A 21,721-nucleotide genomic window follows, 5' to 3' on the forward strand; every position below is an offset into this window, starting at 1 on the left:
ATAAAAAAAAGTGTAGAACTTCTACACTTTTAACAATCTTTTTTTGATTAATTTATTGAGCAGTTACCTTTACAAGCATATCAATATCATCTTTCACAAAAACATCCTGCATAGTAGACTTGTAAGCTACGTCAAATTTCTGTCTGTCGAAAGAGAATTTATTGGATACCAAACTTACTACTCCTTTGCTGTAAGAAATCTTCGCAGGGAAAGAGATTGGGCTGGTTTTTCCTTTTACAGTAAGGTTTCCTGTTACAAGAGAATTGTAGATTTTATCATTGTTTTTCTTTACTCCTGTAATTTTAAAGGTTGCAGTAGGGAATTTTTCAACTTCAAAGAAGTCACCATTTTTAAGGTGTCCGTTTAATTTCTGCTGATATTCTCCTGTAAGGTCAGTAGAGTTAATTGAAGTCATATCCAATACGAAGCTTCCGCCTACCAATTGGTTTCCTTTCATTACCATATCTCCGGACTTTACTTTTACAGTACCTTCGTGAGAGCTGGCCTCAGATTTTGCTACTTTATATCCCCACCAGTGTACATCAGATGCTACTACTTTTTTCGACTGTCCGAAAGCCAGACCACCAGCTAAAACTGCTAGTAAAAATATTTTTTTCATTGAATAGAGTTGTTTACTTATTTAACGATACAAAGGTAGGTATCTTACTCAATAGATTTCATTGATGTATATCAAGAAAATTTATTATTTTCATGAATAATATCATCTCATAAAAAAACTCCGAATTTCTTCGGAGCTTTCTTTTATACCTGATAGTAAGCCGTATAAAGTGCTATACCATTTAATGCAGTGTGATTTTGCTTGACCAGATAGATTGGGATATTTTTAAGCATTCCCTCCATTTTATCACTGATCTTAAATTTCTCATAGAATTTAGCCTTATCGATATATTCCGTGATCATCTGTGGAATATCTCCGGCAATCAGTAGTCCTCCGGTAGCTTTTAATTTTAAGGTTAAGTTATTCGCTTCTCTTGCCAGAAATTCAAGGAAAGTATCTAAAGCAATTCTGCAGATTAAAACATTCTCCTCTACAGCAGCTTTATAAAGCTCTTCCACAAAATTCCCCTGCGCAAGACGTTCTCCTAACCATTCCGGCTCAGGATGCCTTTTTACATCTCTCAGGAATCTGTATATATTGAATAACCCTGACTTGGATAGTACATTTTCCCAGCTTACAATACCATAGATATTATTTAAGAACTGGTAAAATTCAACTTCCACGTTGGTTCTTGGAGAAAACTCTGAGTGTCCTCCTTCTGTTGCAAAAGGTCTCAGGTATTTTCCGTCAAAGAAATATCCCGCTTCTCCCAATCCGTTTCCGGGAGCAAGAACCGCTACATTTCCTTTTTCAAGATGTCCGCTTGTATAGATAGCTTCCAAATGATTGTCTTCAAGAAGAGCCATTCCATAGGCAGAAGCTTCCAGGTCATTCAGCATATCCACTTTTTCAAACCCGAAATCGCGGGCATATTCAGCAATATCCAAATGCCAACCTAGTCTTGCCGGACTGCTTTTCCCGTCCAATACAGGACCTGGCACTGCCATTCCCAGGCGTTTTACATTTTCAAGCTGATTATCCTGAATAAACTTCTTTAAGATATCTGAAAAGGAAGCATATTCTTTGGTTGCATATGTATTTTGTACTTTTATCTCAAGACCTCCGTTCCCGGAAACGAAATAGCCTAAGATTGTTATATCTTCACGGAGGCTTGCCCCAATGATAGAAACATTATCATTATTACTGTTCTCTACTCCTGGTAAATAAAGTGGAAATTTTGGATTCAGAATCATAACCTCAAATTTTACCAAATATAATAATTGTTTTTGTAAATCCTGCACAGAACAAAAAAACCTTTTCACTTTCGTGAAAAGGTTTTGGTTAATAATTGTTTATATATTAAATCTAACTACTTTCCTAATGGAATATTGTAACCGAATCCTACTCCGATATTCCCCACATTATAGTCCTGACCTGGCAAATCTCCTTTAGTTCCTACAAAAACCTTTTGGTACTGTACGAAGAAATTCCAGTCTCTGTTGTGATATCCGATCTCAGGCTTAAGGTAGAAACCTCCGCCAGCTCTTTCAACATTGGTATTGGATGCTACTGTTTTATCTCCAACAAGGAATCCGTATCCTAAATCAGTTCCGAAATAGAAACCGGTTTGTTTTGGATAAATTCTGATTAAAGCGGCTACAGGAACTACTCCTACATCATTATTTTTATATCCGTTGTTTTCTTTTCCAAAATAATGAGTATAACCTGATGCGATACCCAGTCCGAATCCTGGTGTGATCAGATTCTGGTAAGCTACATCCACTCCTACTGCTGCAGAAAGGTTATCTGCGGGAACTGCTAAACCAACATTTGCACCTACCTTGATCATGTTATTCATTTGAGCACTTTGGGCGCTTGCGATACCTGCTGTTAAAATACCAGCCAGTACTATTGCTTGTTTAAACATTTTCATAACTCTAATTTTTAAATTTTACTAAACAGGAGGATGTAAAAATCATGCCAAGCAAAAGATTTTCTTTGATTTTAACATTCAAAAAATTCATAAAACAATGATTATCAAATCGTTATTTTTAACAAAATTTAAATATTTGTTTAACAAAAATTATCAAAAATGATAGCTAAAAAGTGAATTAAAGAAAAAAGGAAGGAAGCAAGAAGATGGAGGCTGGAAGTAATATCCTGTTATATAAAACTTATGTCTATTATGATTAAAGTAAAGGACAATTTCTTCTTCCTGCTCACCATAACTCCCAGCTTCATTCCTCCAGCTTCCAGCCTTAAAAATAATATTAACAATCCTTAACCCTTTATTATTTTAACTTTTTTCCCGAAATGACATCAAAAAATAAATTCTCCATGATGGCTGATTCATTATCAAAAAACAAGCATCTTCTTTGGCGCGCAGGTTTTGGTGTTGGTATTAATCAAATTGATGATTTGAAAAATAAAAACATTAAAGCGTTACTTAATGAATTATTTAAAGAAGAAAACTTCAGCGAAATTACATATGACACTCCTGATCCTGTTTCTGCAGCGGATTATATGAGCAGTACAGCTCCCGCAGAGAAAAAAAAAGAAATGCAGCGGATTAACAGAGAGCAAAATAGTGAACTCAACCTGAATTTCCTGAACGCCATCGTTAATAACAAGGAGCAGATGAGAGAAAAGATGGCCTTTTTCTGGCATGGACATTTTGCTTCAAGGGTACTCAATCCAAGATTCAATAAACAGCTTTTAAATACGATCAGAAAAAATGCGCTTGGAAATTTCAAAGATCTGCTTTTTGAAGTAAGCCAGTCGCCGGCGATGCTTAATTTTCTCAATAACCAACAGAATAAAAAAGACCATCCTAATGAAAATTTCGCCCGTGAAGTTATGGAACTTTTTACCATGGGAAGAGGAAATTACACTGAAAAGGATGTAAGAAAAGGCGCCAGAGCCTTTACAGGATGGAGTTATGATAAAGATGGGAATTTTAAGGAAAGAAAAAATCTCCATGATGAAGGCAGCAAAACTTTTTTAGGAAAAACAGGCAACTTTGATGGAAGCGATGTTTTAAATATTATTTTGGAGCAAAAATCTACGGCACAGTTTATTACAACAAAGATCTATAAGTTTTTTGTGAATGAAAAAGTGGATCAGGATATCATCAATAAGCTCAGCAACAATTTCTACAATTCAGGATATGACATCAAAAAGCTAATGACTGAGATATTTTCGAGCACCTGGTTTTATGATCAGAAGAATATGGGCAACAGAATAAAATCGCCTGTAGAACTGATGGCAGGAATCATGCGAATCCTTCCTATGCAAATTCAAAACCCTGAAAACCTCATCGTTTATCAGAAGTTATTGGGACAGATGCTGCTTTATCCACCCAATGTAGCAGGATGGCCAAATGGAAGATCGTGGATTGACAGTTCTACTCTGATGCTGAGACTTCAGATTCCGCAGATATGGTCAGGACTTCGCCCTTTGGAATACAGTCCCCGCCAGGATGATGATATCGATATGGGAATGAAGCCGCGTGAGACAGCTTTGAACAAAAGCTTTAAAAATCCCAATATCACTATCGATTGGGGCCGCATTGAAAAGATTTTCGCCCATAAAAACTGTGAAGATTATCTTCTGCAAAGCACCAAAAGCCTCGACATGAGCTCTGTAAAGAATTTTTCAGACAAGAGTATAAAAATGAATGTTATCAATCTGATGTCAACCCCGGAATACCAGTTGATGTAGGTTGCAGGTTACAGGTTGCAGGTAATAGCTGTTAAAACATAGCTTAATTGCCATCTATTTATCTTTTACTAATATAAAAATGAATGCCAGTAAAAATGTCGCTCAGCCCTACAATCAGCAACCTATAAACCGCTACTTATCACCCGCAACCTTCAACCTAAAAGCAAAATTATGTTAATCAAAAGAAGAGAATTCCTCAAAATAAGTTCACTGGCTACCGCTTCCATGCTGATGCCGAATTTCTTAAAAGCCATGACTCTGGATGAAGCGCTGAATCCCGGCCAGAACATTCTGGTAGTTCTTCAGTTTACAGGTGGAAATGATGGTTTAAATACGATCATTCCGGCTAAAAATGATGTTTATTTCAGAGAAAGGAAGACACTGGCTATTCAGGACTCTGTACCCCTTACAGATGAGGCAGGAATCAATCCGTCTCTCTCCTATTTCAAAGAGCTTTTTGACAGCGGAGAGCTTTCTGTGATGAATAATGTGGGATATCCCAACCCGGATAAGTCGCATTTCCGAAGCATGGATATATGGCAGTCGGCAAGCAGAAGTGATCAGTTTCTGGAAACAGGCTGGCTGGGGCGTTTTCTGGACGAAGAATGCTATCGCTGCGACCATCCTACACAGGCACTGGAAGTAGATGATATGTTAAGCCTTGCATTAAAAGGAGAAAATAATAAAGCATTTGCCTTTAAGGATCCCAAAAGACTGTATCAGACCAGTCAGGAAAAATATTTTAAATCTCTCTATGACCACCATCACGATGATGAAACCGTCTCTTACCTTTACCAGACTTTAGGTTCTACGATTAATAATGCTGACTATATTTTTGAAAAAAGCAAAGCCAGAAAAACCGAACAAATTTACCCCAATTCTCAGTTGGGAAAAGACTTTAAAACAGTAGCTTCTTTAATAAAATCTGACATTAATACTCAGGTATACTATCTTTCGATCGGAAGTTTCGATACACACGTCAATCAGAATGACAGACAGAAAAAGTTATTCAATGATATTAATGAAGCTGTAAAATCCTTTGTTGCCGATATGAAAAGCAATGGTCTTTTCAAAAATATCCTGTTAATGACATTTTCAGAGTTTGGTCGCCGTGTGGCACAGAATGCCAGTAACGGTACAGACCACGGAACTGCCAACCAAATGTTCTTTATCAGTGGAAACCTTAAGAAAAAAGGCATATTGAATGCTCTTCCTGATCTACAAAACCTGAGTGAAGGTGATCTCATCTACAAAGAAGATTTCAGAAAAGTATATGCTACGATTTTAAAAAACTGGCTTAAAGCAGACTCTTCCAAAGTATTGGGATGGAAAGACGGAATTTATGATTTTATATAGGGAAAACGCAACCGCAAAAGTCACAATTTTTTTTAGAAGCATTGATCTAAAAAAAATGGATAATAAGTATGTTTAGATTCTTACCGGAATGACACAATTGGAATGGTAGTCTATCCACACAGTTTATCATTCCATAGGAATCCAGCCTTCTTTTCCCAAAAACATAATCCAGACCAACACCTCAACCGAAGACGTGAAAATTCCCTTCCCTCGGAAGGTTGACAAAAATTCAAAAAAATTTTTGACCGGGTAGTTTTCAGCATTCATCAAAAAGATCCATTAACAAAAAAAGAGACCGTACATCCTTATGACAGTCTCTTTTCAATAATTTTAAATTTAAACTACTTTTACATTTAAGCCGTAATCTGCTTTTTTTCGCTCTCTTTGTCTTCCTGTTTTTTATCTATTTTCTCAGATATTTTTTTCACGATATACTCTATCGCCAGTGGTGCTATGATCGCAATTAATGCTTTAAATATTCTTGATTTCATAATTAATTTGGTATTGTTAACGTAATAATACAATTTCCAAGCCAAGATAAAATGTGGAAATAAGTAATTTGCAATAATGCTTTGCTAATCATACATCTAAAACAAGTTAGTTTTCCTCAGGAATAATCAGACTCTGATAATTTCTACATCCTGCATTAAACTTTTCCTCCATTTTCAGCCGTAGCTTTTTAGGCTTATGTACAATCAGAGAATCTCCGAACCCAAGGAGCAATCTTTCCAGTTCATAATTGATCTGAACGCATATTTTAAACAAAGTTCCGTCATAGTCTTCCTTTAAGATCTCCTGGCTTTTATGCAGCGGTTTTGTTTTCACATAGGGAGCATTTCCTGCGTCTACCCAAAAGATCACATTTCTGGGATCCATTGATTCTGAAACGGTAACCCCGACAATATCTTTGAAGTATTCATCTCCATCCAGTTCCTTATCAATATATACAAGACTATCATCTGTTTCGATACTTTCCATTCTGTCCAGTGCCAGATTGTACATTTTCTGTTTGTAAAGACAAATCAGAAACCAGCGGTTGTTGAATTCCTTCAGCAGCTGCGGATGTACTGTAAAAACATTGGATTCTCTTGCTGTAAAGCTTTTATAAAGAATCTTCAGTACCTTTTTACTTGCAATGCTTTCATACAGAATATCAATATGCTCCAGCCCTTTCAGCTGTTCATTTTTATCCAGATGAATAATGGATTTCTGGCTGGTGGCATGAATGGAATCTTCCAGTTTCTGAATAACCCCATTCATTTCTTTGAACATGGAAAAATCCTTGAACTGTTTTAAAATCTGAACTGCATTGTTCATTGCCTTCAGATCGCTCTCATTCACAGAAATATTATGAATACTGTACTCCGGATCGCTGTAACGGTAATATTTTCTTTCGTAAACTTCAATAGGAGCTTCATACCCGAATTTCTCACTCCGCATATTCTGAAGATCAAGCTGAACGGTTCTCTTACTTACATAAGATTCTTTTCCCTCAAATTCAAACAATGCTTCTGAACATTCATCAATGAGATCTTCCAGCGTATATTTCCTGTATTTGTTTTTAAGACATTTATCTAATGTTTTGTACCTGATCAGAGCATTTTTATTGGATGACATACCTTAGTGTTTAATGATTTGGTGTTTTTTAATAAGAATTGCTTTTCTTTCTGCTCTTTTCCTACAATTATTTTTCTTTTAATGCATTGTCATCAAAAGTAATTCCTTCCCAGCCGAATTTCATAAAGTTCCGGATATTCTGATGATCATTTCCTTCAGGTTTTTTCAAAACATCTTCTCTGTAAAACTCACCAAACAGCCAAAGTGTTTCGTCTTTCGTCAGATCTTTAATGCTTGCAAAGCTGAAAACTTTGCATGAACCGTTGTTCTGCCCGGCCTGGTTGGTGGTTTCACCGTTTTGAAATGCGGTAGGAGTAAATTCATAATGTTCATCAATATGAGCGATCACATCGTTAAACTGGATGGTTTCCGGGAAATGTTTTAATTGTTCTAATAATACCATGGGCCTTGTTTTTTTAATTATATACTCTTTTACGAATCTGCCAAAGGGCTTTTTTTCACTTTTTTAATAAATCTTTGTAAAAATAATTAAAATTTCTTTACCTGCGCAAAACTATTGCGCAATAATGATATTACTTTGCATCATCAAAATGAACAAAATGGAATTTAATGGAAATCATTTAATCGAATTAGGATATAGACCGGCAAAATGGTTTAAAGATGCCATCAGCTATATCAATGAGAATAATCTGGATGAGCATCAGACCGCAGAATATCTGCTACAGTTCAAACAACCTGATATTATTCCGCTTCATGAAACGGCTAAAGATTTTATGATCAACATCCGTGCAGAACATGAAAGTGAAAATGATAATGTGGACAAGGTAATCAAAACCATGAATGTTCTGATGAAAACCCCTACTCTGGTTGGCGGAGCTTTAATGCCTGATGCCTGCCCTACAGGCCCTGAAGGACAGATTCCGGTAGGAGGTGTGGTTGTCGCTCAAAATGCCATTCACCCGGGATTTCACAGCGCCGATATCTGTTGTTCAGTAATGCTGACGGATTTCGGAAAGACCAATCCTAAAGATGTTCTGGATGCTGCGCATTCTATCACCCACTTCGGATATGGAGGAAGACCAAGAGGTGAACAGATGCCGATGTCTCAGGAACTAATGGATGCTTTCAGAGAAAATGAATTCTTAAATGATGAAAAACTGATCAGCATTGCCCGTTCTCATATGGGAACACAGGGAGACGGAAACCATTTCCTTTTCGTTGGAATTTCCAAAAATACAGGAAACACGATGATGGTAACGCATCACGGATCAAGAGCACCGGGAGCTGCCTTATATGATAAAGGAATGAAGGTTGCCAACCGTTTCAGACAGGAAATCTCCCCTGAAACATTGAGAGAAAACGCCTGGATTCCTTATGATACCGAAGAAGGGAAATCTTATTGGGAAGCACTGCAATTGATTAGACAATGGACCAAAGAAAACCATACTTCTCTTCATGACGCCGTACTGAACAAACTGGAAATGGAGAAAGAAAACAGATATTGGAACGAACATAACTTCGTTTTCAAAGACGGAGACCTTTTCTATCATGCGAAAGGAGCTACTCCACTGGATGATAAATTCATGCCTGATATCACAGGACCAAGACTGATTCCTTTAAATATGGCAGAACCGGTACTGATTGTTCAGGGAAAAACGAATGAAAGAAACTTAGGTTTTGCACCGCATGGAGCAGGAAGAAATTTCAGCAGAAGCCAGCATAAAAGATCTTTGGCTCATAAAACAACCGAAGAAATATTCAATGAGGAAACGGCAGGATTGGATATCCGTTTCTACTCCAATGAGGTTGATATTTCTGAACTTCCAAGCGCTTATAAAAGTGCTAAGAATGTAAGAGCACAGATAGAAGAATACGGACTTTGTGAAGTTCTGGATGAAGTGATGCCCTACGGATGTATCATGGCCGGAGACGTTCAGAAGAATGCTCCATGGAAGAAAAAGAAGAAATTCAGAAAAGCATAATTTTTAATAGAATGGCCAAACCTTACGGGTTTTAGAAACCCGTAAGGTTTAAATAAAAACAATAGCTAAATTTTAAAATTAAGGCAAAGAAAGTTCCTATATTTCCAGATTTACTTTCCGCCTTTTTACAAATTATAAGGCAAACGGAGTTCCTATATTTTTTGGAAAAATACTCCCCGCTTTTTATAGACTATAGGTAAAAGGAGTTCCTATACCCTTCACTTTTAATGAATCTACTCCTCACTTATTTTTTTAAAATTAAAACAATGAAAACACTACAATTATTCAATGCTGTACTGGCCAGGAAGTCCGATGAAAAGCCATTTATTTCTGATGAGGGTTTCATCATTGAACCGGATGCTTTATGGGCAAAAAATGAGATCATCTCTTTTTATGCAAAGGAAAAACTGAATGGCAATGATTTGAATAAAACTTTTCATAAATCCTGGGAGAAAATAAAGAATACTTCCAGAATTGATTTATTTTTTGAACAGATCAGACATTATATTTCAACCTATGGAAGTAATTTCCAAAGTGAAATTTATATTCCTGATGAAATACTGAATGTTCCTGGTACAAAGTTGATTTTTAAAGTTATCAAGGCTTATTCTGTGGAAGAAATGCAGGAAAAATGTCTTGCCCTTTTAAGATCAGGCATCGCTTTAAAAGAAGAAACCATTGACGACTTGCTTTCTATTTTACATACGGAACTGGAATACGATTTTACAGGAAAAGAGAACATCAGAAATAAAGAAGCGGTTATAAAAATAGCGGATCTCTATGATGTTTATCCTGAAAATCCCGTTGAGTTTTTCCGTTATGTTATTTATAAAACAACGAACACTACACTTTTAATCAAAAATGATGATTTGATTAATTTAATTAAGCAAAGTAATTTCAATCCGACATACCTGTTTGAAAGCTTTGGAATGGAAAAAATGGCAGAAATTTTCAACAGATTCAAACCATTATTCCTGGCGTATAAAAACAGAGCACCAAAAGCGATCAACAAAATATCCAAGCTGTCTAAAGTACACCATAAACCATTGGTTTCAAACCCGTTGAATGATGCTACCAATACATTACTGGAAAACAGTGATTGGCACTGGCTGGAAAACGCGACACCATTTGCCCTATTCAAGGCATTATCAGCATGTTATTCAAGAATGTATGGTCAGGATACTTTTGTTTACAGAGTTCGAAACGGAAAATCATGGACTAAAAAAGGGAAAGAAACTTACGTGAATCAGTTCAATTATGATTTCATTCTGGACTTTTTGAAACTGAAATATGAAAACCTTTCCGGAAAGAAATTCTACTTCCCAGAGAATGTAGAATTTGCATTGCCAACTTCTGAAAAAATGTTTGTTGGAAATATTCCTGCCGGAACGCGTTTTTATGGTGATAGACTTGCGGTAGGTATTTATTGGGAAGACAAATGGGGTGCGAATGACCTTGATCTTTCAGGATTGAATATCGCCGGAAAAATAGGTTGGAATGCAGCTTATAATCATGGTGACGGACAATTGATGTATTCCGGAGATATGACTTCTGCTCCCAACGGTGCTGTTGAATATCTTTACGCCAATAAAGGACATTGTGCGCCAACGCTTGTCATGAATAATGTTTTCAGCGGGGACGCGAATTGTGGATATAAAATTGTGATCGGAAAAGGAGATGATATTTCCTACGATTATATGATGAATCCTAACCATCTTTTTGCTGAAGCCAGGTGTAATTCTGTTCAAAAGCAAATGATTCTGGGAATGCTGGTGACAAAAAATGAAAAACAATGTTTCATACTGTTGAATTTCGGAGCCGGACATTCTCATGTTTCAGGAAACAGCCAGGTTTCCATGATGGCAACACGTGCATTGTATCAGCAATGGTATGAAGCGATGCCTTTCAATGAGCTTATCAAAGAGCTTGGAGGTAAGATTACCTCAGAAAAAACAGATACTGATTTTGATTTCTCGCTGGAAAGCCTGGAAAAAGATAGTTTTATCAGAATTTTTAAATAAATTCCATGACGTCATCTGATTATTATATTGGGTGGCGTATTTGGTTTGTATCTATTGCAACAGTCTCAACGACAGGCAATTTTTTTTTAAAGTGATCATCTTTTTCTATATATTTGCCAACCTAATTAAAACTAATAACATAATCATGAAGAAATTATTATTTCTATTCTTATCCCTTACGCTGGTATCATGTGGTTCAGACGGCGGCAGAGATGATGAAAACGGTACAACCAACAATGTCAATGCTTCTCCAAAAGTGGTAACCGGTAAACCTGCTTTCAGCAATGCACAGTTCAAATTTGCAGGAACAGTAACCTCTTCCGGATCCGGGTATTCAAGACGTGGATTCTGCTGGGCAAAGAATATTAATCCTACTATCAGCAATTCCAAAATGATTGAAGAGTATACTAATACTACAGGAGATTATCAGCTAATGGCAACTTACAGTACTGATTTTGAAAAATCAACTACTTATTATGTAAGAGCATATGTTGCAGCTAATAATGGTGATATTATTTATGGAGATAACGTAACATTCGTTACGCCTGCAAAGATGGATATTGCATTCAAAATGGCTAAAGCAATATATACTACTTCAGCCACTTTAAGCACGGACGATATTACGGTCAATTATCTTGAAGCGTTCTCTCCTGATGAAAAAGGATTCTGCTACAGAACGAGTGCCGGAGTGAATATCTCAAACGGTCAAATCATCAAAATATCAAATCCTAATAATTATTCAGCGTACGAGCTGGAAGCTACGGCATTACTTCCGAACACTACATATTATGTAAGATCTTATGTAAAAGAAGGTGCACAGGTATATTATTCGGACGAAAAAACATTTAAAACAGCAGGTGCCATTGGTGCTTCAGGAGGATATGTTTTTTATGATAAGGGAGAGTTTACGGACGGCTGGAGATATCTGGAAGCTGCTCCTGCCAACCTTACTTATAATGGTTCTGATAAGATCAAATGGGGATGTACATTTAATATCATAAACCAGACTCAGGCTGTAATGGGATCAGGACCTGCTAATACCACAAGAATTATTTCCCAATGTTCGGATGCCAACTGCGCGGCCAGACTATGTGCCAATTATACTGTAAATGGCGTTGGTAGCTGGTTTTTACCTTCTGAAGAAGAATTAATGGCATTCTATAAAAGTGCCAAGAATGTTTACAATATTGCATCCAACCCATGGAATGATGTATCTCAAAAGTATTATTGGAGTTCTACCGAAATACCGGGTGGTAACTCAGCAAGAATTCTGGACGGATATGCTGGTTATATGTGGGAATACAACAAAGATTACAACATGGTAAGGGTAAGACCTTTCAGAAGATTCTAAAATATGAGTTAGCCTCACAAATAAATGATGTGGTTGAGAATCTCCTGTATGAAACCCTTTCTCTGAAAGGAAGTCGAGAAAAATCATAAAAAAAGTCCGTTTTCACTAGTTGTGAGACGGACTCTTTATTGTAATGAGAATATAAAATGATTTTAAACATTCACCTTTTTAACAGAAAATAGTCCGTCATTCCAATTAATAATCACTTTTCTCCCGTAATCAATCTGAATACTGAACATATTCTCTAACGGAAACTGAAGCACAGCCTGAAGGATCAGACGAATAACTCCGGCATGAGTAATGAGGAGCACTTTCTCCCTGTTTTTTTTCCGAATCAATTCATTCCAGAAGTTGAGGACCCGGTTTTGCATTTCGAGAAGATTTTCTCCTCCGGAAGCGTTTACATGGATAAAATCCTTGTACCAGGGATTGATTTCCTCTTCAGGAATATCTGTCCATTTCTTCAGTTCCCAGTTTCCAAAATTCATTTCACGAAGCCTTTCATCTGTTTGATAATCGAATTTAAAATAATCAGCTAAAAGACTGCATCGCTCAGAAGGACTTGAAATAATTACATCATAATGATCATCAATATCCACCGATTTAAAATCATGGATACACTCTTTACGTAAAGGCATTTCAGCAAAACCATAACATCGGTTTTCCGGATTTTCTACAGCTGTATGCCGGATTACATGAATTTCCATACGATGATTGTTCCTAAATAAAATAAAACTTCACAAACCTGCTGTACTGAACCCAGACAGTCGCCGGTATAACCTCCGATATGCCTTTTAAAATACCAGCCCATATATATTTTTCCTAAATAAGCCAGAGCAAAAGCAAAAATCAAACGCCAGTCCTGAACCAGGGCAAATGCAATTAAAACACTGATGAACCCTACCAGCAAAGCCATCTTATCCAAAGGTTTATTGGCTAAAGGTTTCGACTTGCTGACATCAATATCAGTGACATATTGATGGGTATAAATCATCGTTCCCGATATAAACCTGCTTGTGGTATGAGCTAAAATAACAATCAGTAAAACGCCTATTGGATCACTCATTCCCAAAGCCTGAATACTGTAAAATTTTAAAGCAAAAAGCAGAATAATCCCTATCGTACCATACGCTCCTACCCGGCTGTCCTTCATAATCGTCAGAATTTTTTCTTTCCCGTATCCGCCTCCGAAGCTGTCGCACATATCCGTAAAGCCGTCTTCATGAAACGCTCCTGTCAACAGAACACTTGAAATCATCATGACAACAATTCCTATTTCAAGATTAAAAAGCAATGTGGAAAGATAAAGAATCACAGCATTGAACAATCCAACCAATAATCCCACCCAGGCAAAATATTTCTGAGATTTATTCATGATTTCACCCGAATACGGAATGGTAAACGGAACCGGAATTCTTGTGAAAAACATGAGGGCGGTTGCAAAATAGATCAGTTCATTTTTTATAGCTTTCATTTAGTTTTTATTTGATACATCTGCATCTTCAAAGCTGGACATTTCATTCAGGAAATTAACCGCACTCTGAATAATCGGATAGGCCAATGCACAACCTGTTCCTTCTCCCAGGCGTAGATTCAGATTGAGAACAGCTTGCTCTCTCATCAGTCCCAGCAGCTGAGGATGGGCATTTTCATTGCTTACATGGCAGAAGATACAGTTATTCAAAACTTCGGGGTTCTTTTTCCATACCGTGGCTACAGCGACAGTGGCGATAAAACCGTCTACCATAATCAGCATATTGTGATGGTACGCTTCTTCTATTGCACCAATCATTTGGGCAATTTCTAACCCTCCAAAAGTTTGGGCTATCTCATCCTCAGTCATTTCAGCCGGATATTTTTCAATAGCTTCTTTCAAGATACTGATCTTATTGTCCAGCTGATGATCATTCAGTCCCGTTCCGCGTCCTATACAATTGGTGATAGGAATATCAAACAGCTTGCTCATCATTAAAGAAGAAGCAGAAGTATTCCCGATTCCCATTTCTCCAAAACCAATGATATTGCAGCCTTTTTTAGCAATATCAGCAACCACAGACTTTCCATTTTTAAGAGCCTGATGATATTCTTCTAATGTCATGGCAGGTTCTTCAAGGATGTTACGGCTGGATTTTCTTACTTTTTTGTCTGCCAGATTCAGTCCTTCCGGAAAATCGAAATTGACTCCGGCATCTACAATTTTTATGCTGATACCATTCTGCCTGCAAAAAACATTGATGGCAGCACCTCCGCCAAGGAAATTCATGACCATCTGATAGGTGACTTCCTGTGGATAGGCACTTACCCCCGCTTTGGCAATGCCGTGGTCGGCTGCAAAAACTACCATATGGGGATTCAATAACTGTGGTGAAGTAGTTTTCTGAACCATTCCGATTTTATGGGCAAGATGTTCAAGATGTCCTAATGCGCCTAACGGTTTTGTTTTAAAATCAATTTTATGCTGTAATTCTGATGATAACATGGATGTTTATGGTAATGTTAAATGGAAAAGTGCAATATTAGTGAAATAGAGAGGATTTTGTATGATTTGTCTGGAGTTTTTATAAGCGGGAAGCCAGAAACTGGGAGCTGGAAGTTAAATATCCCACAATTTCAAACTCTCTGATCTTATAACTCTCAAACACTCTCACTCTCCTACTCTCAAACCCAAAACCCGGACCTCGCAACAAAAAAACAACGTAAGAACATTGCGCACTTCACTCTTTACTTTGCATCATCAATCAATACCAATGACACCAAAAATACTTGAAAAAATAAGAGAAGTGGAAGCTGCAAAGGGCGTAGAAGTCCTTCTGGCCGTAGAATCAGGGAGCAGAGCATGGGGTTTTGCGTCTCCTGACAGTGATTATGATATACGTTTTATCTACCGTCACGACAAAGACTGGTATCTTTCTCCGTGGGATAAAGATGAAACGATAGAATTTATGACAGAAGATGACCTGGACGGTTCCGGCTGGGATCTGAGAAAGACCTTTCATCTCTTGTTAAAGTCGAATGCAGCTTTGCTGAGCTGGTTTTATTCTCCTATCGTTTATAAAGCGGATGAAAAGTTTGTAGAACTGTTCAAACCTTTGGCAGATGCCTGCTTTTCTCCGGTTGCGGTTTCTTACCATTATCTGAGCATGAGCAGGAAATATCTGGAAGCCTGCAGAAGTGATGAAGTAAAATTAAAAAGCTACTTTTATTGCTTACGAACCACATTAACAGGAAAATGGATCATAGAAAAAGGAACGGTTCCTCCTGTGTTATTAAGTGATCTGCTTGTTTTGACAGATGATGAAACCAAACGGAAAATAGAAGAACTTATCGCTTTAAAAGCCACCAAAGGAGAATCTTATTACCACCCGAACGATTGGGAACTCTTTAATTTTCTGGAGAAAACAATCGCTGAGAATGAGGAAAAATCGAAAGGTTTATCTGGAGGAAAGGCGGATAAAAGTGAGATGGAGAGGGTTTTTAGGGAGATATTGGAAAAATGTTAAGGATTACGGGAAGCCGTAGTCTTTTTTTATGGATTGGGAATATATTTGTTTCTTGGAAAATTGTATTAAATATTTATATTAGAAAAAACTAAAAACTATGAAAATAGAATCTATTTATATAAGCAATTTCAGACTACTCAAAGATTTCAAAATCGATTTAGAACAATCTCTTTCATTGGTCTTAGGTAAAAATAATACTGGAAAAACTTCATTTTTAACTTGCTTAGATAAATTTATTAACAATTCAGATAAGAAAAAAATTGTTTTCGAAGATTTTAATCTTGACTACAAAAAGGAAATTGAAAAACTAATTTCTCAAATTATTGAACTTAATGAAGAAGATTTTAATAAAGATATTCACGGTGTAAAATTAAGAATTGTAATATCTTATGAAGAAGGAGAAAATACCTGTAATATTTCAGATTTAATGATGGATTTAGATCCTAATCATAACAAAATAATTCTTGGATACGAATATTATTTAAATTATGATCAATATAAAAATTTTCGAAAAGAATATAAATCTTTTGTGCTTACTGAAAGCAAAAAGGTAAAAGAATGTGAAGAGAAAGAAAAAGATAAACCCGAGGAAGAAAGAAAAAAATATATTCCAAAAAACTTTGATTATTTTTTTAAACTAAATGCAGAAAAATTCTTTAAATACAGATGGAAAAGTATTAATTATAATTATGAAAATTCAGTAATTGATGAAAGTAATTTTAATGATTTAGAACAATCTAAAACAAAAAGTAACTTAAATGATATTATTAATTTCAAATATATCAGTGCAAAAAGAAACGTTACAAATAAAGAAAATGAAAAAACTTTATCTACACAAACATCTGAAATATATGAAAGAAGTGAGAAAAATGATGAGGATGAAAAGAAAATTGACGAATTTAAATCAGTAATTGAAGATACTGATCAAATTTTAGGAAATGTTTATGAAGCTTTATTCAGCGATATTACTGAAAAAGTAAGTTTATTTGGAGGAATAAGAAAAGATGAGTCTATAATAAAAGTAATTTCTACTTTACAACGAAAAGAATTATTAAAAGGAAATACAACTGTTATATATAAACACAGTAATGATTCTGAATTCCCTGAACATTATAATGGTTTGGGCTATATGAATCTTATAAGTATGATTTTTGAGATTGAAATTTTAGTAAGTGAATTCAAAAAAGGTAAAGATGAAAACCCGGCAGACATTAATTTACTTTTTATTGAGGAACCGGAAGCCCATACTCATCCACAAATGCAATATGTTTTTATCAAAAATATTACTGAACTTTTAAAGAACGGGATTGTTCTTGAAAAGGATGCAAGGGGAAAGATTATAAAAAGTCAACCTTTCCAATATATTATTAGTACACATTCATCTCATATAGTTGCTAATTGTCAAGAATTTAATTCTATTAAATATTTAAAAAAAGAATCCATAAATGACATTAAAGCAAAAAACATAAAAGATTTAGAAAAAGAATATAATGATGCAGGAGAAGAAAAAAATTATCGTTTTTTAAAACAATATTTAACTTTAAATAGAGCTGAATTATTTTTTGCTGATAAGGCTATTTTTATTGAAGGCGATACAGAAAGGATTCTATTACCTGCAATGATGAAAAAATTAGACTTAGAAGTCGATTTAGAAGACAATGAACTACATTTATTATCACAAAACATTTCAATTATAGAAGTAGGAGCACATTCTCATATTTTTGAAAGGTTTATTGATTTTATAGGTATAAAATCACTAATTCTAACCGATTTAGATTGCTATTATACAGAGCCTGTTCTAGATGCTGAGGGAGTACCACAAATGTATCAAAATGGAAATCCAAAAGTAAAAGAAAATAAATGTCCTGCAAGCCATGTCAATGTACAATTCACAAAAAATTGGGCTTTAATATTTTTTCACAAAGAGAAAAAAGAAATAAATTATTTTAAAGAATTAGAACTTAATTGGAAAATAATTAGAAGAAATAGAAAGGGAAAATGGAACTCTAATAGAAAGGGGAAAATTCTTTTAATGTTTCAAATAGAAGAAAATGGCTATCATGCAAGAAGTTTTGAAGATGGTTTTTTTCATATTAATTATGATTTTATTTGTAATGAAAACAATAGCTTCCAGTCATTAACAGAGAAATGGTTTGAAGATTTCAAAGCAAATAAAAATGCTTTTGATCTTTCCGAAAATGGAATAGAAAGCAAATCTTCTTTGGCGATAGAAATATTATTAAACAGTGATGAAACATATTCTAACTGGCAAATTCCAGCTTACATTAAAGAAGGGTTATTATGGTTAAGAAAAGACTAGACATACAAAATCAGCCAGAAGTATTATCAATTTTTGAACACATTGATAATGGGCACAATTTTCTATTAAGTGGTGGCGCAGGAAGTGGTAAAACATATTCTTTAGTTTCTGTAATCAGGCAAGTCATTAAAGAACATCCTAACATTAAAATTGCCTGTATGACATATACAAATGCTGCGGTCAAAGAAATTGAGGATCGTGTAAACCATAAAAATTTAAAAGTATCTACAATTCACGATTTTCTCTGGGATAGTATTAAAAACTTTCAATCAGAATTAAAGTCGATTTTAATACAATTAGCAAAGGAAAATAGTATTACTAATATTGTTATAAATAATCCCGAAGAAATTTTATCGAGTGATATTAAAGTTCAATACAAAGAATATGTCAGATTGAGAGAAGGAATCATCTCTCATGATGAATTATTAACTATTTCTGAACATATGTTTGCAAAGTATCCTAAGTTATGTGATATTTTAAAAGATAAGTTCAAATTCATATTCATTGATGAGTATCAGGATACTCATGAACAAGTAATTAGAATATTTTTAGATCATCTACAAATATCTAAAAAAGACTCTATAATAGGTTTATTTGGAGATGCAATGCAATCTATTTACGATAATGGAATTGGTAATATAAATTCTTATTTGGAAGAGGGTTACATAAAAGAGGTTGTTAAAAATCAAAATAGAAGAAATCCAAAAAAGATTTACGAGTTGGCAAATAAACTTCGTACTGATAATGTTATACAAGAACATTCTTCTGATTTAAGTGCTCCTAATATTTTACCGGATGGAAATGTAAAAAATGGTAATATCTTATTTTTATACTCTGTAGAAAAGGATACTGAAAAGATAAAGCATTATTTAAAAAACCTTGATCAAGGTTGGGACTTTGCTAATTCTAAAACAACCAAAGAATTAAATCTTACTCATAATTTGATTTCTGCACAAGCTGGATTTTCAACATTAATGGAAATATATGATGAAGATCCAATTATTAATCTTAAAAATGATTTAATTGAGAAAATTAAAAATGAGAATTTAAATATTGAAGATGAGAAAACATTTGATGAAATACTTGATGAATTAAAGTTAGAATCTCGATCATATCTATTAGATGAAATAAAATTAGATGTAGCAGCATTAAAAGAATTTGATAAAATAAAAGATTTATCTACAGTAAATTTTTCAGATTTAGAATTTAAACATAAACTATTGATCGAACTAAAAGAAAAAACGTTAAAGCAGAAAAAAATACCTAAAAAAAATCTAAATAAATACAAGACGATTGGCGAATTTGTAGAAGAATTGAATTTTATAACTAGTGTTTTAAAGAAAGATAAAATACTATCAAATGAAACTCATAGATTATTTTATGAAAAAATTAAGGATAAATCTTTCAATGAAATAAGAAAAATTTATATTGATAAAGAAAATCTTATTGATGACAAAAGAGAATTAGATGATCAAGACTCAAAAAAAGGATCAAAAAGAGATAATTTTATTAAGCATTTGTTCAAAATTCAAAATGTATTAAGATTTTATTCTGATAAAAACTTTCCTGAGTTTTTTAGAGTAATAAAGAGAAATGCAATTACTATCAGAACAATTAATGATAAAAGAGTACTTAAAAACAATATTGAACAATTACTGACTAATCAAAACGTAACGATAGGTGAGGTAATAGATGAAGCAGATGAATTGGGGATTGTAAAAAAAGATGATAAGATAGAGGAGTTTATTAATTCTTCAGAATACATATATGATAGATTAAAAGGAGTTTCATATCAAGAGTTTATTAAATTATATAATTATCTGGAAGGTCTAACCCCTTTTTCTACACAACACAAAACCAAAGGATTAGAATTCGATAATGTCTTAGTCATTTTGGATAATGGAAACTGGACAAAATATAATTTCAATTATTTATTTACAAATAGAACAGACAGAGCAAGTGTTTTAGAAAGAACTCAAAAGTTATTTTATGTTTGTTGTACGCGTTCAAAAGAAAACTTAGCAGTGTTTTTTCAAAATCCTTCACCACAAGTTATTGAGACTGCAAAAAATTGGTTTGATGAAATTATAGATCTAGACAACTTATGACCATCCAGGATTTAAAAACCAAAAGCCTCATCCTCTTTGAAGCCATTTCCGGAAGCCGGGCTTTTGGGCTGGCCTCGGAGAATTCTGATACGGATATCCGTGGAGTCTATTATCTGCCGAAGGAAGATTTCTTTGGGCTGAATTACATTCCGCAGATTTCCAATGAAACGAACGACATTACCTATTATGAAATCGGGAGGTTTGTAGAACTGCTTCAGAAAAACAATCCTAATATTCTGGAAATTCTGGCGAGTCCGGAAGATTGTATTCAATATAAACATCCGCTGATGGATCTGCTGAAAACTGAAGATTTCCTGTCAAAACTCTGTAAAGATACTTTTGCGGGCTATGCTGTTTCCCAGATTAAAAAGGCGAAAGGTCTCAACAAAAAGATTGTAAATCCTATCGATAAAGAGAGAAAATCAATCCTGGATTTCTGTTTTATTCTTGATGGACAAGGTTCTGTACCATTGAAAAAATGGCTGCATGAATTCCCTTCCTCTGGAGAACGGGGTGGTTTATCACAGGAAAAATGTGGATTGGTAAATATTGACCATACAAAAGGAATGTATTCGTTATTTTATGATGAATCTGGAACGTTGGGCTATAAAGGAATCATTCAAAATGAAGAAGCGAACCAGGTTTCCGTATCATCCATTACTAAAGATGAAAAACCTGTTGCTTATCTGTTTTGCAACCTTGATGCCTACTCTGTGTACTGCAAAGATTACAGGGAATATTGGAAATGGGTAGCTGAGCGCAATGAAGACCGTTACAATGTCAATCAGAACCATGGACAGAATTACGACAGCAAGAATATGATGCACACCATCCGTTTATTACAGTCCTGTGAACAGATTTTTAAAACCAACTCTTTGAACATCCGTGTTGATAACCGTGATGAACTGTTAGACATCAAAGCGGGAAACCAGTCTTACGAAAGCGTCATGCAAAAGGCAGAAAACCTGATACAGTCTATAGAAAATCATTATTCCATTTCCAGGCTACCCAACGCTCCGGATCTGGAAAAAACAACAAAAGCCTTAATTCAGATAAGGAAAAAACTGTATCATAATAATGAGTTATGAGTGGCAGGATTGATGAATTTCAACACTTCTACTGTCAAAAAAAGGTAGTGTCTCACTAACTGTGTAAGTTAAAAAGTTATTCTGGAAAATTTTGAGCCCTCATAGCTCAAAAAATTTTACGGAAATAACTTTTTATTA

At 34.9% G+C, this 21,721-nt stretch carries 18 protein-coding genes; 9 read left to right on the forward strand and 9 right to left on the reverse strand.

Annotated features, from left to right (window positions below; all coding sequences use genetic code 11):
* Positions 1-52: 52 nt before the first annotated feature.
* The 3 genes from BW946_RS08495 to BW946_RS08505 all read right to left on the reverse strand — a co-directional run bounded on the left by BW946_RS08495 (position 53) and on the right by BW946_RS08505 (position 2,492).
* A complete protein-coding gene (locus tag BW946_RS08495; protein ID WP_076595761.1) occupies positions 53-619 on the reverse strand; it encodes a YceI family protein in 567 nt (188 codons plus the stop codon).
* A gap of 143 nt (positions 620-762) precedes the next feature.
* Positions 763-1,812 carry a glucokinase gene (locus BW946_RS08500; RefSeq protein WP_076595762.1) on the reverse strand — a complete coding sequence of 350 codons (1,050 nt, stop codon included), beginning with the start codon at positions 1,810-1,812 and terminating at the stop codon, positions 763-765.
* A 116-nt stretch (positions 1,813-1,928) separates the two neighbouring features.
* Complete coding sequence (locus BW946_RS08505) at positions 1,929-2,492, reverse strand: hypothetical protein (protein WP_076595763.1); 564 nt, start codon at positions 2,490-2,492, stop codon at positions 1,929-1,931.
* 404 nt (positions 2,493-2,896) lie between these two features.
* Between BW946_RS08505 and BW946_RS08510 the strand changes: the two genes are divergently transcribed.
* Complete coding sequence (locus tag BW946_RS08510; RefSeq protein WP_083688822.1) at positions 2,897-4,279, forward strand: DUF1800 domain-containing protein; 1,383 nt, start codon at positions 2,897-2,899, stop codon at positions 4,277-4,279.
* Between the two features lie 171 nt (positions 4,280-4,450).
* Positions 4,451-5,635 carry a DUF1501 domain-containing protein gene (locus tag BW946_RS08515; protein ID WP_076595764.1) on the forward strand — a complete coding sequence of 395 codons (1,185 nt, stop codon included), beginning with the start codon at positions 4,451-4,453 and terminating at the stop codon, positions 5,633-5,635.
* A gap of 353 nt (positions 5,636-5,988) precedes the next feature.
* Here the strand turns inward: BW946_RS08515 and BW946_RS21385 are convergent, their stop codons facing one another.
* The 3 genes from BW946_RS21385 to BW946_RS08525 form a co-directional block, all read right to left on the reverse strand.
* Positions 5,989-6,126: a hypothetical protein gene (locus BW946_RS21385; RefSeq protein ID WP_168801952.1), complete on the reverse strand. Its 138-nt coding sequence runs from the start codon at positions 6,124-6,126 to the stop codon at positions 5,989-5,991.
* Positions 6,127-6,232: 106 nt separating this feature from the next.
* The gene (locus tag BW946_RS08520) at positions 6,233-7,252 is read right to left on the reverse strand and encodes a helix-turn-helix transcriptional regulator (protein WP_076595765.1); all 1,020 of its coding nucleotides are present in this window, start codon (positions 7,250-7,252) and stop codon (positions 6,233-6,235) included.
* Positions 7,253-7,319: 67 nt separating this feature from the next.
* Positions 7,320-7,655 carry a HopJ type III effector protein gene (locus BW946_RS08525; protein WP_076595766.1) on the reverse strand — a complete coding sequence of 112 codons (336 nt, stop codon included), beginning with the start codon at positions 7,653-7,655 and terminating at the stop codon, positions 7,320-7,322.
* 739 nt (positions 7,656-8,394) lie between these two features.
* Here BW946_RS08525 and BW946_RS21890 point away from each other — a divergent pair.
* The 3 genes from BW946_RS21890 (at position 8,395) to BW946_RS08540 (ending at position 12,567) form a co-directional block, all read left to right on the forward strand.
* On the forward strand, positions 8,395-9,195 hold the full coding sequence (locus BW946_RS21890; RefSeq protein WP_374709946.1) for an RtcB family protein: 801 nt from the start codon (positions 8,395-8,397) through the stop codon (positions 9,193-9,195).
* A gap of 266 nt (positions 9,196-9,461) precedes the next feature.
* Positions 9,462-11,216, forward strand: a complete 1,755-nt coding sequence (locus BW946_RS08535) for a hypothetical protein (protein ID WP_076595767.1) — start codon at positions 9,462-9,464, stop codon at positions 11,214-11,216.
* Positions 11,217-11,361: 145 nt separating this feature from the next.
* Positions 11,362-12,567 (forward strand): hypothetical protein, encoded by a 1,206-nt coding sequence (locus BW946_RS08540; protein ID WP_076595768.1) that lies wholly within the window; start codon positions 11,362-11,364, stop codon positions 12,565-12,567.
* A 152-nt stretch (positions 12,568-12,719) separates the two neighbouring features.
* On the opposite strand, the gene BW946_RS08545 is transcribed toward BW946_RS08540, so the two are convergent.
* Genes BW946_RS08545 through cobT form a run of 3 tightly spaced genes read right to left on the reverse strand, consistent with a single transcriptional unit; the run spans position 12,720 to position 15,046 of the window.
* On the reverse strand, positions 12,720-13,274 hold the full coding sequence (locus BW946_RS08545) for a histidine phosphatase family protein (protein ID WP_076595769.1): 555 nt from the start codon (positions 13,272-13,274) through the stop codon (positions 12,720-12,722).
* On the reverse strand, positions 13,259-14,041 hold the full coding sequence (locus tag BW946_RS08550) for an adenosylcobinamide-GDP ribazoletransferase (RefSeq protein WP_083688818.1): 783 nt from the start codon (positions 14,039-14,041) through the stop codon (positions 13,259-13,261). The genes BW946_RS08545 and BW946_RS08550 overlap by 16 nt, the downstream gene beginning before the upstream one ends.
* A complete protein-coding gene (gene cobT / locus BW946_RS08555) occupies positions 14,042-15,046 on the reverse strand; it encodes a nicotinate-nucleotide--dimethylbenzimidazole phosphoribosyltransferase (protein WP_076595770.1) in 1,005 nt (334 codons plus the stop codon).
* A 268-nt stretch (positions 15,047-15,314) separates the two neighbouring features.
* Between cobT and BW946_RS08560 the strand changes: the two genes are divergently transcribed.
* From BW946_RS08560 to BW946_RS08575, 4 genes are all read left to right on the forward strand, one after another.
* Positions 15,315-16,067, forward strand: coding sequence for a nucleotidyltransferase domain-containing protein (locus BW946_RS08560; protein ID WP_076595771.1), 753 nt, complete (start codon positions 15,315-15,317; stop codon positions 16,065-16,067).
* Positions 16,068-16,164: 97 nt separating this feature from the next.
* Positions 16,165-18,387, forward strand: a complete 2,223-nt coding sequence (locus tag BW946_RS08565; protein ID WP_076595772.1) for an ATP-dependent nuclease — start codon at positions 16,165-16,167, stop codon at positions 18,385-18,387.
* Positions 18,369-20,495 (forward strand): UvrD-helicase domain-containing protein, encoded by a 2,127-nt coding sequence (locus BW946_RS08570; RefSeq protein ID WP_076595773.1) that lies wholly within the window; start codon positions 18,369-18,371, stop codon positions 20,493-20,495. Before BW946_RS08565 ends, BW946_RS08570 begins: the two co-directional genes overlap by 19 nt.
* Entirely contained in the window at positions 20,492-21,583 is a 1,092-nt protein-coding gene (locus BW946_RS08575) for a nucleotidyltransferase domain-containing protein (protein WP_076595774.1), read from the forward strand. Before BW946_RS08570 ends, BW946_RS08575 begins: the two co-directional genes overlap by 4 nt.
* Positions 21,584-21,721 lie beyond the last annotated feature (138 nt).

Source organism: Chryseobacterium sp. RU33C, from assembly GCF_900156015.1.
GTDB classification, from domain to species: domain Bacteria; phylum Bacteroidota; class Bacteroidia; order Flavobacteriales; family Weeksellaceae; genus Chryseobacterium; species Chryseobacterium candidae.